The sequence below is a fragment of the Campylobacter sp. S4:11 genome (genome assembly GCF_024723695.1).
Classification (GTDB): Bacteria; Campylobacterota; Campylobacteria; order Campylobacterales; family Campylobacteraceae; genus Campylobacter_D; species Campylobacter_D jejuni_C.
On record NZ_JANQDC010000025.1, the window covers coordinates 1 to 16,124 of the forward strand.

At 29.5% G+C, this 16,124-nt stretch carries 19 protein-coding genes; 6 read left to right on the forward strand and 13 right to left on the reverse strand.

The features are described 5' to 3' along the window. The 11 genes from CAMP5053_RS07375 to mnmG all read right to left on the reverse strand — a co-directional run. Nucleotides 1–1,102: hypothetical protein (locus CAMP5053_RS07375; RefSeq protein ID WP_337217574.1), on the reverse strand; the 1,102-nt coding region annotated here is incomplete at its 3' end. A gap of 60 nt (nucleotides 1,103–1,162) precedes the next feature. Next, nucleotides 1,163–1,933, reverse strand: a complete 771-nt coding sequence (fliR, locus tag CAMP5053_RS07380; RefSeq protein WP_039618763.1) for a flagellar biosynthetic protein FliR — start codon at nucleotides 1,931–1,933, stop codon at nucleotides 1,163–1,165. Next, complete coding sequence (locus CAMP5053_RS07385) at nucleotides 1,920–2,555, reverse strand: ABC transporter ATP-binding protein (protein ID WP_087700909.1); 636 nt, start codon at nucleotides 2,553–2,555, stop codon at nucleotides 1,920–1,922. The genes fliR and CAMP5053_RS07385 overlap by 14 nt, the downstream gene beginning before the upstream one ends. Before the next feature lie 2 nt (nucleotides 2,556–2,557). Further along, complete coding sequence (gene tsf, locus CAMP5053_RS07390) at nucleotides 2,558–3,634, reverse strand: translation elongation factor Ts (RefSeq protein ID WP_039626638.1); 1,077 nt, start codon at nucleotides 3,632–3,634, stop codon at nucleotides 2,558–2,560. After that, nucleotides 3,634–4,419 (reverse strand): 30S ribosomal protein S2, encoded by a 786-nt coding sequence (gene rpsB / locus CAMP5053_RS07395; RefSeq protein WP_087700911.1) that lies wholly within the window; start codon nucleotides 4,417–4,419, stop codon nucleotides 3,634–3,636. The genes tsf and rpsB overlap by 1 nt, the downstream gene beginning before the upstream one ends. Nucleotides 4,420–4,592: 173 nt before the next feature. Beyond that, nucleotides 4,593–5,720, reverse strand: a complete 1,128-nt coding sequence (locus tag CAMP5053_RS07400; RefSeq protein ID WP_261530314.1) for a c-type cytochrome — start codon at nucleotides 5,718–5,720, stop codon at nucleotides 4,593–4,595. 2 nt (nucleotides 5,721–5,722) lie between these two features. After that, nucleotides 5,723–6,967 carry a ubiquinol cytochrome c oxidoreductase, cytochrome b subunit gene (locus tag CAMP5053_RS07405; protein ID WP_039618771.1) on the reverse strand — a complete coding sequence of 415 codons (1,245 nt, stop codon included), beginning with the start codon at nucleotides 6,965–6,967 and terminating at the stop codon, nucleotides 5,723–5,725. A gap of 1 nt (nucleotide 6,968) precedes the next feature. Next, nucleotides 6,969–7,472: a ubiquinol cytochrome c oxidoreductase, 2Fe-2S subunit gene (locus CAMP5053_RS07410; protein WP_039618773.1), complete on the reverse strand. Its 504-nt coding sequence runs from the start codon at nucleotides 7,470–7,472 to the stop codon at nucleotides 6,969–6,971. A 138-nt stretch (nucleotides 7,473–7,610) separates the two neighbouring features. Next, nucleotides 7,611–8,420, reverse strand: a complete 810-nt coding sequence (locus tag CAMP5053_RS07415; RefSeq protein WP_261545390.1) for a DUF2262 domain-containing protein — start codon at nucleotides 8,418–8,420, stop codon at nucleotides 7,611–7,613. A gap of 43 nt (nucleotides 8,421–8,463) precedes the next feature. Next, on the reverse strand, nucleotides 8,464–9,213 hold the full coding sequence (locus CAMP5053_RS07420; protein WP_214100809.1) for a DUF2262 domain-containing protein: 750 nt from the start codon (nucleotides 9,211–9,213) through the stop codon (nucleotides 8,464–8,466). 15 nt (nucleotides 9,214–9,228) lie between these two features. Continuing rightward, nucleotides 9,229–11,079: a tRNA uridine-5-carboxymethylaminomethyl(34) synthesis enzyme MnmG gene (gene mnmG / locus CAMP5053_RS07425; RefSeq protein ID WP_214100810.1), complete on the reverse strand. Its 1,851-nt coding sequence runs from the start codon at nucleotides 11,077–11,079 to the stop codon at nucleotides 9,229–9,231. A 123-nt stretch (nucleotides 11,080–11,202) separates the two neighbouring features. Here mnmG and ribE point away from each other — a divergent pair, with 123 nt between their 5' ends. The 3 genes from ribE to CAMP5053_RS07440 are packed head-to-tail and all read left to right on the forward strand — an operon-like array spanning nucleotide 11,203 to nucleotide 12,651. Next, a complete protein-coding gene (ribE, locus tag CAMP5053_RS07430; protein ID WP_214100811.1) occupies nucleotides 11,203–11,811 on the forward strand; it encodes a riboflavin synthase in 609 nt (202 codons plus the stop codon). Next, a complete protein-coding gene (pgeF, locus tag CAMP5053_RS07435; protein ID WP_337217575.1) occupies nucleotides 11,775–12,452 on the forward strand; it encodes a peptidoglycan editing factor PgeF in 678 nt (225 codons plus the stop codon). Before ribE ends, pgeF begins: the two co-directional genes overlap by 37 nt. Further along, complete coding sequence (locus CAMP5053_RS07440) at nucleotides 12,445–12,651, forward strand: hypothetical protein (protein WP_039618783.1); 207 nt, start codon at nucleotides 12,445–12,447, stop codon at nucleotides 12,649–12,651. The genes pgeF and CAMP5053_RS07440 overlap by 8 nt, the downstream gene beginning before the upstream one ends. Before the next feature lie 2 nt (nucleotides 12,652–12,653). On the opposite strand, the gene CAMP5053_RS07445 is transcribed toward CAMP5053_RS07440, so the two are convergent. After that, on the reverse strand, nucleotides 12,654–13,907 hold the full coding sequence (locus tag CAMP5053_RS07445) for a sensor histidine kinase (protein ID WP_214136322.1): 1,254 nt from the start codon (nucleotides 13,905–13,907) through the stop codon (nucleotides 12,654–12,656). Then, nucleotides 13,870–14,535 (reverse strand): two-component system response regulator DccR, encoded by a 666-nt coding sequence (gene dccR / locus CAMP5053_RS07450; RefSeq protein ID WP_087700920.1) that lies wholly within the window; start codon nucleotides 14,533–14,535, stop codon nucleotides 13,870–13,872. The genes CAMP5053_RS07445 and dccR overlap by 38 nt, the downstream gene beginning before the upstream one ends. 126 nt (nucleotides 14,536–14,661) lie before the next feature. On the opposite strand from dccR, the gene CAMP5053_RS07455 reads away from it, so the two are divergent. From CAMP5053_RS07455 to CAMP5053_RS07465, 3 genes are all read left to right on the forward strand, one after another. Next, nucleotides 14,662–15,249, forward strand: coding sequence for a bacteriohemerythrin (locus CAMP5053_RS07455; protein ID WP_087700921.1), 588 nt, complete (start codon nucleotides 14,662–14,664; stop codon nucleotides 15,247–15,249). A gap of 77 nt (nucleotides 15,250–15,326) precedes the next feature. Continuing rightward, nucleotides 15,327–15,890, forward strand: a complete 564-nt coding sequence (locus CAMP5053_RS07460; RefSeq protein WP_087700922.1) for a bacteriohemerythrin — start codon at nucleotides 15,327–15,329, stop codon at nucleotides 15,888–15,890. 10 nt (nucleotides 15,891–15,900) lie between these two features. Continuing rightward, a complete protein-coding gene (locus tag CAMP5053_RS07465) occupies nucleotides 15,901–16,122 on the forward strand; it encodes a ribbon-helix-helix protein, CopG family (protein WP_087700923.1) in 222 nt (73 codons plus the stop codon). Nucleotides 16,123–16,124 lie beyond the last annotated feature (2 nt).

Sequence of the window (16,124 nt, forward strand, 5' to 3'; positions counted from 1 at the left end):
CCTCTATATTTTCCTCTATATTTTCCTCTATATTTTCCTCTATATTTTCCTCTATATTTTCCTCTAAATCTAAAACCTGTACATTTTCATCGCTACCTGTTTCTTGGGTATCAAAATTTTGCATTGACTCCTCATCAAGATCGTTTAATTCTTCATCAAGTTCATCAATAGCAGCTAACTCTTCTTTGATTTTATCTTGAGTGCTTAATTCTTCTTCAGGCTCAAAATTCATAGCCTCATCCTCTAAAAGCTCTTCCACTAAAGGTTCATTTTCTTCTGCAATGCTATCATCATCTTTTGTTTCACCAATAAATTGAGCATCCTCAGGCAAATCATCAAAACTCATCTCTTTTTCGCCCATTTCTTCAACCATAGGTAATTCATCAAAAGAATCCATTTCGGCAGGATTTTCTTCTATATTTTCTTCTATATTTTCTTCTATATTTTCTTCTATATTTTCTTCTATATTTTCTTCTATATTTTCTTCTATATTTTCTTCTATATTTTCTTCTATATTTTCTTCATGTAAATCATCTAGCAACACCAAATCATCTTCATCTTTTTTTTCATCTACTAATATATCTGTTGTTTCAGGTATATTGCCAGCTTTTAATTCATCATCTAAAGTCTCTTCAAAAAATTCTTCTTGCAAACTTAAATCATCTTCACTTAAACTCTCTTCATGCTCAGACAAGTCAATACCAGCTAAAAGTTCATTTCCATCTAAAGGCGTATCTTTATCAATTAAAACATTATCGTCAAAATTTAATTCATCTTCTTCTAAAGTATTATTTTTATCTTCATTTAAAGTTTTTTCACCACCCAAAAGCTCTATAAAGTCAGTTGGTAAAAAAGGTTTATATAAACATTCTACGCCTTCTACTTGCTCTTGGTTTCTAGGTAATAAACAAATCAATCTATTACATTTGCTTTTTAAATCATCTAAACTAGCTTCAATATCATGATCTATAATAATAACATCATAAAATTCTCCAAGCTCCTCAGTATTTGTAATTTCTTCAAAATCATAACCTAATTTTTGAACCCCTAAACTGATTAGCTTTGAAACAGCCGTATTAGAATTTATCAGCAAAACCTTCATCTGTCATCTCCCAAAATTAAAGAAATATCTTATTTTAAAACATTTTTAATTATTTATTGCTTATATATTAAAAAATAATAATTCCATATGCTCAAAACTTTTCATTGTTAAATTTTTAAAATACTGCATCATAATAAGCAAAATAGCAATAAGCACTGCAAAAGATAAGAATATCTTAATAGGATACCCCACTACCAAAAGATTAAACTGAGGCATAGTTTTCATAAGCATACCAAAGATTACATCTGATAATAAAGATATAGCCAAAACCGGAAAAGCCATAGAAAAACCAAGTACAAAAATATTTACCATGGCTTTATTTAAATAAAGCATTAAATTTTCATGTGGATAAAACCCACCTAAACTAATGTATTCTAACGAATTGGATATAAAAAGCAAAACTAAATGATGTCCATCAAAGGCCAAAAATACAAGTAAAGCTAATAAATTTAAAACTTGTGAGATTACAGGTGTGTTTGTACCAGTTGTAGGATCCATAACACTAGCCATAGAAAATCCCATGGTAAAAGAAACCTGCTCACCTGCCATTTGTAAAATAGCAAAAGTCATTTGCAAAATCAACCCCGCCATCATACCAAAAAGTACTTCACTTAAAAGATATAAAATAAAAAAAGAATCAGGCGTATTGCCCTCAAGCTTTGCTAAAGGATATAAAAACATTGTTAAAAATAAAGCTAAGGTTGTTTTTACCACCAAAGGTATACTATTGTGAGAAAAAAAAGGAAAAAAAACTATTAACCCACTCATTCTAGCAAACAAAAGCATGAAAATAACTACATTTTCATCGCCTAAATATTTAACAAATTCCATGGTTATTTAAGTGAAAAACCTTGCCGCATTTTTTAGCAAGCTCTTGATCATGCGTAACAAAAATCAAAGCTGCGTTATTTTTCTTGATATAATCAATCAAAATATCCATTACATTTAAAGCATTTTTAAAATCTAAATTTCCAGTAGCTTCATCAGCAAAAATAATCTTTGGTCTTTTGCTTAAAACCCTAGCTATGCTTACTCTTTGCTGCTGTCCACCGCTTAGCTTTGTGATTTTTTGATTCATTAAATCTGCAATATCAAGTTTTTCTAATAATTCATAATCAATATTCTGTCCGCTTAAAACACTCGCAAGCTCTATATTCTCAAAAGCCAAAAAACCTTTAAACAAATAATGCATTTGAAAAATAATTCCAAAATCTTTTCTACGAATTTCTAGCAAAGCGTCATCATTTAAACTATATAAGTCTTGATTATTATAAAAAACTTTTCCTGATTGAGGTTTTAATAAGGTAGATAAAATGTGCAAAAGAGTAGATTTACCACATCCACTACTTCCGCATATTGCAATACAATCTTTTGCATTTACAGCAAAATTTAAATTTTCAAAAAGCGGAATATCAAAACTATGGCTTAAATTTTCCGCTTTTAAAAGTTCCATTTTTAACCAATTTGCGCAGCAACTTCAGCAGCAAAATCTTCGGTTTTCTTTTCTAGGCCTTCACCTACTTCAAAGCGAATAAATTCAACTATTTTGATAGTTCCACCTAGCTCTTTTTCTTTATCAGCAATTACTTGCTCGATAGTTTTTTTATCATCCATTACATAAAACTGACCCATTAAAGTAAGTCTGCTGTCAAGTTGAGAATTATCCGCAATAAAGCTATTCAACTTACCTGGGATAATATTAGGCCAAATTTTTTCTGGCTTACCTTGTGCTTGAAGCTCAGCTTTAATAGCTTCTTCAGCTGCTTGAATTACTTCTTGAGTTAGTTGTTTTCTACTTGCATATTTTGGAATTTTATGCTCTGGTTTATTAGGATCTTTCAATCTTCTTCTTTCTTCGTTCTCTTTTTCTAACTCAGCAACTAAAGCTTTGTATTCATTTTCTACAAAATCCATATCAAGTTCTTCATAAGATAGATAACTTGGTTTCATTGCAGCAATATGCATACAAATATGCTTTAAAAATTCTCCACACTTGCTAGCTGTAGCTTCACTATCGCAAGCTGCAGCAATAACTACACCAACACGACCATTGGTGTGAATATAACCATTTACTATGCCATTAGCACCTGCTTTTAAAGTAGCAAATCTTCTAACAACTAAGTTTTCACCAATAGTTGCAATTTGACTTTTTAAGTACTCTTCAAATTTAACACCGTTAATCTCACTTGAATGTAATTCCTCAACATTTTGAAGACTCTTAGCTTGAATATGTGCTGTTGTATCTTTTGTTAAAGCAATAAATTGTTCATTTTTAGCAACAAAATCTGTTTCTGAGTTAATTTCACTTACAGTTGCACATTTAAAATCATCACTTACTTTTACGCTTACTAAACCTTCAGCAGCCAAACGATCAGCTTTTTTATCAGCTTTTCCAAGTCCTTTTTCTCTTAAAAGTTGCACTGCTTTTTCAAAATCACCATCCGTATCTTTTAAAGCATTTTTACAATCCATCATACCTGCGCCAGTACTTTCGCGCAGTTCTTTTACCATTTGTGCAGTGATTTCAGCCATTATTCTTTATCTCCTTCAAAATCTTCTTCGCTCATAGCTTCTTCTAAAACTTCTTTTTTTTCTTCTTCAGAAATAGGCTGTTCTTCGCTAACTTCACCATCTTGCTCTCTTAATGCTTTACCTTCATTAATTGCTTCAGCCATTTCTTGGCAGAAAAGTTGAACTGAACGAATTGCATCATCATTTCCTGGAATTGGGAAATCAACTAAGTCAGGATCACAGTTTGTATCTAGCGGAGCAACTACAGGGATTTTTAATCTATTAGCTTCTTGTACTGCAATTTTTTCTTTAACAGTGTCAATAACAAAAATCATATCAGGCTGAGTTTTCATATATCTAATACCACCAAGATATGCTAGTAGTTTTTCTTTTTTTCTAGTAAGCATTAACGCTTCTTTTTTAGTTAAAAGTTTAATACTTCCATCTTCTTCCATTTTTTCTATAACTTCTAATTTTCTAATTGACTGGCGGATAGTTCCAAAGTTAGTCATCATACCACCAAGCCATCTATGATTTACATAAGGCATACCGCATTTTTCAGCATATTCTTTAATCGCTCCGCCAGCTTGTTTTTTAGTACCAACAAATAAAATTGTCTTACCCTCTGCTGCAGCATCACGAACGATATTATATGTATATCTAAAATATCTAAGTGTTTTTTGTAAATCAATTACATAAATACCTTTTCTTTCACCAAAAATAAATTTTTTCATTTTTGGATTCCATCTTCTTGTTTGGTGTCCAAAGTGTACACCACACTCTAATAAATCTCTCATGCTTACCATGAAATTCTCCTTGAAATAAAATAATTAGGTTTATTCCTCCGCATTCTTTAACCCATAAGCAACCTAATAAGGAAATTAATGCGTGTGAAATGAAGGGATATTATATCAAATTTTATTTTATATTTAGCTTATTATTGAAGAAAAAGAACGCCACAAGGCGTTCTTTGAGTAAATTAGTGTAGTTTAGACCAAACCGATCTTTTCCAACCTATAGCAAAAATACTTAAGATAGCAAAGAATATCATAATATAAATTCCTGTTTGCTCTCTTTCTTCTTTTTTACTATCACCAACTTTTTCAAGATAACTAATAACTTGAGTTTGTGCTTTTTCATTTAGACCAACTCTTGGCATAGCAGTACCGTGAATTTTCTTTTGAGGCTCGTTAATGAAAATTTCAAGATAATGCGCACCTTTAGAACGAATCATCATAGATAGATCCGGAGGTGTCATACCAAGATAATTTTTTAAATCACTCATATTTGAGCTTGAAACAAAGCCATCATATTTTACATCATGGCATCTTCCGCAAGCATTTTCAAACGTATGTTTGTTTTTAGCAAAATCAAAATCTTTTGCAATTAAAGCCGTTTTTGCTTGCTCTGAAAGTTCTTGATTTTTAGCATATTTTTCTTCTAAATCAGCTTTTAATTTTGCATCAAATTCTTTTTCATATTCAATAGCTGTATTTTTAAAGAACGCAATTAAATCTGCTAAATCTTGATTATCTTGTGTTTCATCGCCACTTAAAGGATAAGCAGGCATTAAAAATGGATTTTCATCATTAAATTTATGTGAAATTTGCAAAGCCTTAACCGGATCAATGATAAGTGCAGTTAAAAATTTCTCATCATAAATAGCACCTGCATCACTTAAATCAGGAGGTGTTACACCCAAAGAAGAATCTGTGATAGTAGCAGGAATTCCAGCAGCTTTTACACCATGGCATGCGATACAATTTCCTTCAAAAAGCTCTTTTCCTTTTTGTGCATTACCTTTACTAAAATCGATTTTTGCGATTTTTTCCCATAATTGCTTAGTAGCTTCTTCTTGGCTTTTAGCAAGCTCTAATGCTTTTTGAGCATTAGCTATAGCTTTTTCACTTCCTGAAGCATTAGTATCCATTGCTGCTTTTTCTTTTAAAGCAACTTCACCTTTGGTAAATTCTGCATCAGCTTTTGCAAAGTCAAAATTAACCGGAGTTGAAGGAGGATTCATCACTGAATGTGCATAAGGCTCAACCCCCCAATAAACTAAACCTGTGAAAAAGACAACTACAAAAAATATTTTTAATTCTCTCATTATTAGCCCCTTTTTCTTTCCATGATAGTAATAATTGGTAAGACTACTAACAATAATAGTAAAAATACCATAGAAGCATAAAATCCTATCCAAGCATTAATTCCTGTTGGAGGAAGCTTTCCATAAACTGTTAGTACAATTAAATCTATCAATAATACCCAAAACCATACAAAAAACATTGGTCTTTCGTGTGCTGGTTTTACAACATCACTTCTATCAAGCCAAGGCAATAAGAAGAAAATAATTTGTGCTATACCAAATGCTGCAAGACCTATATCAAAAGCTTTAATGCTTCCAACATCAAAGAAAAATCCTCTTAAAACTTCATAACTCCATAAGAAATACCACTCAGGATAAATATGAGGAGGTGTTTTTAAAGAATTTGCTGGATCAAAGTTGATCGGGTCCATTGCAAAATTAAATTTAAAACATACCAAATAAAAGAAGAAAATCATAAATAAAGCAATGTACATAAAATCTTTAGCTAAAAATCCTGGCCAAAAAGGAATAACTTTAGAACCTTTTGTATCACCTGCTAAATATTTTTCAGCTTCTAAATCAAAATCAATTTCTTCTGAAATCTCATTATTTACATGAGGAATTCTTAAAGAATAAAAGTGAAATGCAATAATTGCTAAAATTACAATAGGCAATAAACACACATGTAACATAAAAAATCTAGTTAAAGTTGGATCAGAAACCGCAAAATCCCCTCTTATCCAAATAACTAATGCATCGCCTATAAAAGGAATCCCACCAAAAAGCTGAGTAATAACTTGAGCAGCCCAAAAACTCATTTGTCCCCAAGGCAACATATATCCACTAAATGCTTCTGCTGAAAATACAACAAATAAAAGCATACCGCTAATCCAAATCATCTCACGACCCTTTTTATAAGAGCCATAATAAATTCCTGTTAGCATGTGAATATATATAATTAAAAACACAACTGAAGCAGCCACACCATGCATATGACGCCAAAGCCAACCATACTCTACTTCTTGCATGATAGTTTTATTAACACTATCAAAAGCTAAAGCCACATCTGGCTTATAATACATTACTAAAAATAAACCTGAAATAAATAAAATAGCAAAAAGAGTAGTTAAAATAACACCCATTGCCCATAAAAAGTTAATTTGTTTTGGTATCCAATATTGAGCCATTAAAACATTAAAAAGCTTATTTACAGCTAATCTTTGATCAAGCCAATCTACAATACCGTTTGCTTTTTTTATCTGTGCCATATTAAGCCTCCGCGATCATTTTTTTATATTCTGGACCTTCTTCGCCTAATACTAATTTTGTTCCATCAATTCTAAAAGGAGGAATATCCAAAGGTCTTGGAGGAGGACCAAATACATTTTTACCACTAGTGTCAAATTCGCCACCATGGCATGCACACTTAAATAATTTTTCGCTTGGAGCATAAGCTGGAATACAGCCTAAATGCGTACAAAGACCAATAACTACAGTATAAGCAACATCACCCACAACAACATCCCTATTGCTATCTTTTGCCATATCTGCATCTTTTTTTAAGATAAATATAGGCTTTTTACGCCATTCAATCGTTCTTAGTTCGCCTTCTTTCATACCAGAAAGATCTACAGTAGTAATACCTGCTGCTTTTACACTCGGGAGCGGATCCCATGTTTTTTTCATTGCAACTAATGAAAAAGCACCACCCACAGCAGCTACTGTTCCAAAGGCAAAGCCCATAAAGCTTCGTCTACTTTCAGATGTAGCCATTTTACTTCCTTTGTTTTGATTTGTATGTAAAACACAGCAGTTTATCTAAAAAATGATAAATTTTTTCTTTTGAAAAACATTTATATAAAATTTAACCTTTCAAAGATAAAAATTAATTTTTATATACTGAAAATAAGGTCAACCTGCTATATAAGCGTTGCTGAAATTAAAACCAAAATCGCTTTCAACTATAATAACATGTCCCCAAAAAACATCGCCATCATCAACATAAAAGTCTATGCCTTTGCTTCTTATAACAATAGATTCAAAAGTTAAAAATTTTGCAAATTGTTTTTCATCAATCTCATCTTTGTCAGCATCTTCATTATAGTTATTAGCTTCTTCTAATAATTGACTAGCAATATATTCTTTAACTTTTTTATCTAATTCCTTTTTATCTTCAAATATTTTTCTAGCTGTTTGTATAGAATTTTCAATATTGTCATTATTATCAAAAACGAGTTCAACTTTATTTTTATTAACCCAATTAATGTTATTTGTAAATGTATTTAAACCCTTATCAAGCTTAAAAGTTCCTAATACTTCATCTTTATAATATACAGGCTGTACATATTTATCTAATATAGGTTTTAAATTTTCATCTTCATAATTATTTTCTATTAATTCAACAAGCAAAAATCTTTTATATAAAGCATTATCAAAATCTTTATGCTTTCTTACTTTCAATCTTACTATAGTTTTATCCTTGAATGTATTAAAATAATATTTAGTATCATTATCTTTTTTTTGAATTGTTATATTTTCATTTTCCACTATTGTGTTATCAGCAAAATTTTTATATGCAATAGCCAAAATAGATATTTGATAATATTTTTCTTTATTAGGTACTTTTCCAGCTCCTACAGCATATTCTTTTAATATAAAAGCAATATCAAGAATTTCTTCTTCAAACTGACTATTAAATTCTTTTATTTCTTTATCTTCCATTTTTATTACTCTAATTTTTATACATTTTAGCATTATATAAAAATTATCCAGCTAATTCACTGCCATCAAGTTCAAAATCTGTGTCAGTATAAATTATAACACTATGACCTCCAAAAATTCCTCCGTCATCTAACCAAAAAGCCATACTATCATAATCTATTTTTATTATATCGATACTTATAAGATTTATAAATTCTTCTTCTGTAACTTCTACATTCCAATCTTCAGCATATTCAAATAATTCTTCAACAGCATATTTTTTAATTTTTTTGTCTAGTTCTTCTTTATTTTCAATTATTTTTCTTGATGTTTGTATGCATGTATCTATATAATTATATTCATCATCTTCTTCATCTTCATTATAAAAAGTCATACGAAGTTTTTTATTATTTACCCAATCAATATCTTTTTCAAATCTGTCAAATTCTTTATTAAGTATAAAATTATCTAATGTTTCAACAGGTTCTAAATATTTGTTTAATATATTTTGTAATTCTTCATCTTTATAATTGTTTTCTATTACATCAATAAGTTCAAATGTTTCGCTGTCAATTTCTTTTACTTTTAATTTTATTATGGTTTTTTCTTTGAATGTTTGATGATAATAAGCAGTATCAGAATCAATTTTATTTATTAATATTTTATTTTCTACTACTTCATTAGTTTTTAAATTTTTATAAGCAATAACATCAGGAAGAAGAATTCTATAAAACTTGCCATCATGATATGTAGCAGCTACAGAGCCTTCGCCAAACACAGTAGCTACTTCAAAGACTTTATTTTTTACAGCCATTAAAATTTTTATTTATCATTTTTTCATTTTGATATAAATATGTAAAATATCCAAAGCAGCAGGAGTAATACCACTAATTTGCGAAGCAGCAAAAATAGTTGGTGGATTAAATTTTTGCAGTTTTTCTACCACTTCATTACTCAATCCACTCACACTTTTAAAATCAAAATTTTCAGGGATTTTCAAATCATTTAAGTTTTTCATTTTTTCTATTTGTGCTTTTTGCATTGCAATATAATGATAATACTTTGCTTCATTTAAAATTTCATTCAAAGAATACTCATCCATATTTTTAAACATTTCATCTAAAGCTTTTAATTTTTCTATATTAAAACTAGCTCTTGCGACAATTTTTTGCAAACTCACTATTGAAGTAATCTTTTCCTCTTCAATGCTTTGTAAAAATTCATTATTTTGCTTACTTGGTGTCCATGTGGTTTGGAGTAAAAACTCAAGTCCTTTATCAACATTTTGTTTTATATTATCAATATATGCATAATCTTCTTGGCTTAAAAGTTTAAAATTATATCCATATTCTCCAAGTCTTAAAATAGCATTTTCTTCTCTTAAAAGTAGTCTATACTCAGCTCTTGAAGTAAACATTCTATAAGGCTCTTTAGTGCCTTTCATCACTAAATCATCAATCAACACCCCTATATAAGCCTCATCACGCCTTAACACAAAAGGTTCTTTTTCATCAATTGCTAAAACCGCATTCACTCCCGCCATAAAACCTTGCGCAGCAGCTTCCTCATAGCCAGTAGTTCCATTAATTTGCCCAGCACAATATAGACTTTTTATTTTTTTAGTTTCTAAAGTATGTTTTAACTCTGTTGGGTCAATATAATCATACTCTATAGCATAACCAAAACGCGTGATTTTAGCATTTTCAAAACCTTTTATACTTCTTAACATCGCAATTTGTACTTCATAAGGAAGTGAGGTAGAAAAGCCGTTGATATAATATTCAGTTGCATCTTTAGTTTGTGGTTCTATAAATAAATGATGACTTTCTTTATCACCAAAACGATTAATCTTATCTTCTATAGATGGACAATATCTTGGACCTATACCTTCAATTTGCCCTGTAAAAAGCGGGGCACGGTAAAAATTGCTTTTTATAATCTCATGTGTTTTTAAATTTGTTCTTGCTATATAACATGGAAGTTGATTAGGCTTGAAATTTTTCGTTTTAAAACTAAAAGCTTTAGGATTTTCATCTCCAGGCTGAATTTCTAAAACACTAAAATCAATACTTTTAGCATCTACTCTTGGACAAGTTCCTGTTTTTAATCTTCCTACTTTTAATCCACTTTGTTTTAAGTACTCACCCAAATTCACAGATGCAAGCTCACCTACCCTACCTGCTTGAAGCTTAGTTTCACCTATATGGATAAGTCCGTTTAAAAAAGTTCCTGTTGTAAGTATGATTTTTTTGGCAAAATATGTATTTTCTAAATTAGTTTTAACGCCCTTAACTTCATCATTTTCTATAAGTAAAGACAAAGCTTGCTCTTGAGAAATTTCTAAATTTTCAAGTTTTAAAAGCTTATTTCTAGCACAAATTCTATAAGCATCCATATCAATTTGTGCTCTACTTCCACGCACTGCAACACCTTTGCTTTCATTTAAGATTCTAAATTGAATTCCAGCCTCATCGGTAATTTGTCCCATAAGTCCACCCATAGCATCAAGCTCTTTTACCAAATGTCCTTTTGCTAAACCACCTATGGCAGGATTACAACTTGCAGCACCAATTTGCTCGATTAAAGTAGTTAAAAGTAAAGTTTTTTTACCCATTCTAGCAGCCCCAGCACTGGCCTCAACTCCAGCATGTCCGCCACCTATTACGATTATATCATACATATTTTGACCTCATTTTTATAAAAAAGGCAAAAATTATATAATATTTTTTAAAACAAAACACTAAAAATACTTTTTGAAATTTAAAAGTTTTAGATAAAATCTCATAAAAATTAAAGGTATTGAATGTTTAATGGATTAATCCGCGAATTAGCTTTTGTCAAATCATATCAAAACAACACCTTAAGATTAAAAGCAAACTATAAACCAAAACTAGGCGATAGTATAGCAGTCAATGGTGCGTGTTTGAGTGTAACAAAACTTTTTGACGATGGTTTTAATCTTGAGCTTTCTTATGAAACAAGAACTCACATAGCTATTGAAAATTTAAAAGATTATGTGCATATAGAACCCGCACTAGCTTATGGTGATAAAATAGATGGGCATTTAATGCAAGGACATATTGATGGTATTGGCGAAATTACTAATATTTTCAAAAAAGAAAACGGGGTTGATTTTTATATTAAATGTCCTGATGATATACAAATTTATATGGCCAACAAAGCAAGTGTAGCCATAGATGGAGTGAGCTTAACTATCAATGAAGTTTTAAAAGATGGTATTCGTTTAACTATCATCCCTATAACCTTTAATGAAACCTTGTTTAAAAATTACACCATAGCAAGACGCGTAAATATAGAAAGTGATCTTTTGGCAAGATATATACACAGACAATTAAATTATAAAAAAGAAATCTCATGGCAACAAATAGACAAGATTGCATCGCTTTATTAGAAAATGATTTTGCAAAAGCTTTTGTAGCTTTTGATCAAGATTATAATATTTTTAGAGCAAAAATTCATGATAATATTTTTCCTTGGGAAAATTCTATAAAAAAGTGTGTATTTTTAAATCAAATTCACTCTAATATCATTACTCATTATAATAAAGATTTTCACTTTAACGCTGATGGGATAATTAGCAATGAGAAAAATATAGCTTTGTGTATTTTAAGTGCTGATTGTCTGCCTTTACTTTTATATGATGATGAAAATAAAACCATAGCAGCTTTACATTCAGGTAGAAAAGGTTGTTTTGAAAATATCTTAAAAGAAGCTGTTTTAAAAATGCAAGAAAGTTTTAACACTCAAACCAAGAATTTAAAACTCATTATTTCAGCAGGAATTTGTGCTAAAAATTATGAGATTAATGGTGAAATTTTAAACTACAGCAAAGAGAATTTTGCGCCTTTTTTACATGAAAATAAGCTTAATTTAAAAGCATTAGTTAAATTTCAAGCAAAAGAATTAGGTATTAATGATATTTTTGATATCAATCTTTGCACCTTTGATGATGAGAGATTTTTTTCTTACAGAAAAAACCAAACTCCAAAGCGCATTGTTAGCGTAATTTATTTAAAGGATTCAAATGTATGAAGTAAAAAATTTACTTGCTTTGAAAATTTTACAAAAGGCTAGAGAATTTGGCGATAATGACTTAAGTAACGAAGTTTTAATCACTCAAATGCTAAATCATACCCCACAAACTCTAAATCAAAACGATACTAAAAATTTAAATGAATTTATCACAACGCTTATAAATGCCAAAGAAAAGGCTAAAATGAGTAATAAATGATTTTAATTTTTCCAAGTTAAAGTAAATTTTGTTCCTTTCTTTAACTCACTTTCTACTTTTACGCTAATGTTATGCTCTTTACAAATTTTATCAACCAAAGAAAGCCCTATACCAAAACCACCTTGATTTTCATTAAATCTTGAATAACGCTCAAAAATATTGGCTAAATTTTCTTTTGCTATACCACAGCCACTATCTTCTATTATGAGCCTTTGCTCTAAAAGCATTATTTTAATATGGCCATTTTTTACATTATATTTTATAGCATTATTAATAAGATTATCAAACATTTTAAAAAATTGTTCTTTGTTGGCATAAATTTTTCCATTATTTTCCAAGATAAGCTCTAAATTAATATTTTTTTGCTCCAAAAATATCTTAAAATACTCCATTCTTTCTTTGATTAAATCTTTTAAAAATATCCAATCTTTTTTAGCTTCATAAGCTTGAGAAAAATTTAAAAAAGTTAAATCTGAATATAAATGACTTAAAGTCAAAGCAGCTATTTTTACACGCTTTAAAGCCTTGATTTCTTCAAAATTATTTTTTCTTTCCAAACTCTCTACACTCATTAATATCGCACTAATTGGTGTATTAATTTCATGAGTAGTATCTTTTATGAAATTATTTAAAAATCTTATTCTCATTTCTAAAGGTTTAAGTGCAAATTTTAGTATAAAATAAGCCATTATACTTACAAAAATCAAAGAAGAAATCATAGCCAAAGCCACCTTAAACCTTATAAAACCAAGCTCTTTAGAGATATCATCACCTTGCACTAAAACTCTCAGACGATTAACATCGCCTAAGACCTCCAAAGCATTTTGTCCTTGAGTATTTGCAAGCAATAAATTATTTAAATTCACATCAGCTACATAAATTAAGGTGTTATTATTGTAAATATTTGTATTATTAAGTTTAAAAAATATTGTTTGAGCAGGCAAGTCAAGATTAGAAAAATAGACTTTTGTTCTATCAAATATTGCAAATTTTATATTAGAAATTTGAGCAATTTTTCTAGCACCTTTTTCTATAGGCTCAAAACGCAATTTTTCCATTTGTAAAATTACAAAACGGTGTTCTTGTCTTAACTTTACACTATGCTCAGTTACTAATTCTTCTATTAGCTTTGCATACCATACACCAAAAAGCACTATAAGAACACTTCCTATACTTACCAAATATAAAGAAAGAATTTGCCATGCAACACGCTTGGCTTCATACATAGCAATACCCTCTTCCCCTTTGATTAACAATACTATCTTTACCTAAAATTTTTCGTAAATTTTTTACATAAGCCCTTAAACTGAGCTCACTTGGCTCTTGATCATACTCCCAAATTTCTTCAAAAATACAAGCAGTATCTATAAATTTACCTTTGTTTTTTAAAAGCAAAGATAAAAGCTTTAATTCTTTTAAAGGCAAAGTCAAAGGCTTATCATCTTGGTATAAAGTTTGCGAAACAAAAGCAAATTTAAAACCATTTCCCAAGTCTTCATAATCTTCATTTTTATGAGCAAAAGAACGCTTTAAAATAGCATTAATTCTTATTTTTAACTCCTGCAACTCAAAAGGTTTTTTAATATAATCATCACAACCGCTTTCAAAACCTTTTTGTAAATCCATAGTAGTATTTAATGAAGTCATAAAAATAGCTGGCGTGTATTTACCTGCCTCTCTTAAATTTTTTAGCACACTAAAACCATCACCTTGTGGAACTTTTACATCTAAAATCCATAAATCAAAATTTTTCTCATAGGCTTTATCTTGCGCATCTTGAGCATTGTCTACTAAAACTACTTCAAAGCCTTCTTCTTCTAAAAACTCACTAACAATTTCCCCTAAATTAATATCATCTTCTAGTAAAAGAATTTGTGTAGCCATTTTTATCCTTTATCTTGCTTTAAAGCATTATATTTTTTTTATGTAAATTGAATGTGAATTTAGCAGAGTTAAAGCCAAATATTTATAAAATATTAACTGTTTTATATTTGTACTTTAGGATTTGTTATGCTACCTGAATGGGATAAAAAATATAGTATCAATAATACAAAAATTGATGCTCAACACCAAAAACTTTTTGAACTTGCTGCAAAAGTAGAAAAAATTTCAGATAGACCAATTTATCAAGTAGAACTTAAAAAACTTATAGCTGAATTTTTTAACTATATAAAAATCCATTTCCAAGATGAAGAAAACTACATGGCTGAAATCAACTATCCTTATTTAAACCAACATAAGCTCATGCATAAACAAATCACAAAATCTATGATAAAACTTATACAAAGCATAAAAAGCACGAATGATTTAAAAGAAAAACTATACATAGTAGTCAATTCATGGCTTATAGAACATATTATACAACATGATATGATGATAGAACACTGGAGACAAAATACACAAGTAAAAAATTCTTCAGATACTTTCGAAGAAGAAAAGCCAAAACCAAAGAAGTTTTTATATCAATGTCAATGCGAAGGGAAAACCCATAAAGTTCCTTATGACATTCATTTGAAAATGCAATATTCTAAAGTGCAATTTAAATGCAAAGAATGCTCCGCTAATCTAGTTTTATGTAAAGAAAAAACAGAAATTTAATAAAAATTAATCATAATTTAAAATATTGTAAATTATAATGCCTGCAAAACTCTGCCAAATATAAACAGGGGGTTGATATGCTACCAAAATGGTGTGATAAATACAGTATTCACAATGATGAAATCGATAAGCAACACAAAAAACTTTTTGAACTTGCTGCTAATGTAGAAATGATTTCAGATAAACCCATTCACAAAGGTCAAATCAAATTTTTACTTGCAGATTTTTTTAACTATATGAAAGAACACTTTGCTGAAGAAGAAAAATACATGGAAAAAATAGGCTATCCTGAACTTGTTAACCATCAAAAAATTCACAAAAGCATTATTCAATCTATGATCGATTTAATTCAAAACATTAAAAGCACCAATGATCTCAAAGAAAAACTTAATATCATTGCATCAAAATGGTTACTAGAGCATATCTTAAGAGAAGATATGAAGATAGAAAAATGGCATCAAGCGCAATTAAATAAAAAAAATAATGAAACAAACTCAGAAGATTTGCAAGAATTTTATGAGTATGTTTGCTCATGTGCTGACAAAATTCACAAAGTACCTTGTGAAATTCATCAAAAAATACAAACAACCAACGCAAGTTATAAATGCAAAACTTGCCAAGAAGCAATAAGACTAAAATAAAGGTTAGATAATGAATAAAAAATATACTTTAACTCTTTCAGAAGAACTTTACGAGCGCTTAAATAAAACTGCAAAATTTTCTAAAAAGAAAAAAGCTGAAATTTTACGCAATGCTTTAGAAAATTATCTTGATGAAATGGAGGACTTTGCTCCAGCTATAGAAGCTTTAGAGGATCTAAAAGACGGGAATAGTAAAAAGCTAGATAGTATTATCAAAAAATTAAAATGCTAATC

Coding starts and splice junctions, on each gene's coding strand:
- pgeF (WP_337217575.1), top strand. CDS start 11,775: ATGGCAACAAATAGACAAGATTGCATCGCTTTATTAGAAAATGATTTT.
- fliR (WP_039618763.1), bottom strand. CDS start 1,933: ATGGAATTTGTTAAATATTTAGGCGATGAAAATGTAGTTATTTTCATG.
- CAMP5053_RS07440 (WP_039618783.1), top strand. CDS start 12,445: ATGTATGAAGTAAAAAATTTACTTGCTTTGAAAATTTTACAAAAGGCT.
- CAMP5053_RS07455 (WP_087700921.1), top strand. CDS start 14,662: ATGCTACCTGAATGGGATAAAAAATATAGTATCAATAATACAAAAATT.
- tsf (WP_039626638.1), bottom strand. CDS start 3,634: ATGGCTGAAATCACTGCACAAATGGTAAAAGAACTGCGCGAAAGTACT.
- CAMP5053_RS07410 (WP_039618773.1), bottom strand. CDS start 7,472: ATGGCTACATCTGAAAGTAGACGAAGCTTTATGGGCTTTGCCTTTGGA.
- CAMP5053_RS07415 (WP_261545390.1), bottom strand. CDS start 8,420: ATGGAAGATAAAGAAATAAAAGAATTTAATAGTCAGTTTGAAGAAGAA.
- CAMP5053_RS07460 (WP_087700922.1), top strand. CDS start 15,327: ATGCTACCAAAATGGTGTGATAAATACAGTATTCACAATGATGAAATC.
- ribE (WP_214100811.1), top strand. CDS start 11,203: ATGTTTAATGGATTAATCCGCGAATTAGCTTTTGTCAAATCATATCAA.
- rpsB (WP_087700911.1), bottom strand. CDS start 4,419: ATGGTAAGCATGAGAGATTTATTAGAGTGTGGTGTACACTTTGGACAC.
- dccR (WP_087700920.1), bottom strand. CDS start 14,535: ATGGCTACACAAATTCTTTTACTAGAAGATGATATTAATTTAGGGGAA.
- CAMP5053_RS07465 (WP_087700923.1), top strand. CDS start 15,901: ATGAATAAAAAATATACTTTAACTCTTTCAGAAGAACTTTACGAGCGC.
- CAMP5053_RS07385 (WP_087700909.1), bottom strand. CDS start 2,555: ATGGAACTTTTAAAAGCGGAAAATTTAAGCCATAGTTTTGATATTCCG.
- CAMP5053_RS07420 (WP_214100809.1), bottom strand. CDS start 9,213: ATGGCTGTAAAAAATAAAGTCTTTGAAGTAGCTACTGTGTTTGGCGAA.
- mnmG (WP_214100810.1), bottom strand. CDS start 11,079: ATGTATGATATAATCGTAATAGGTGGCGGACATGCTGGAGTTGAGGCC.
- CAMP5053_RS07400 (WP_261530314.1), bottom strand. CDS start 5,720: ATGAGAGAATTAAAAATATTTTTTGTAGTTGTCTTTTTCACAGGTTTA.
- CAMP5053_RS07405 (WP_039618771.1), bottom strand. CDS start 6,967: ATGGCACAGATAAAAAAAGCAAACGGTATTGTAGATTGGCTTGATCAA.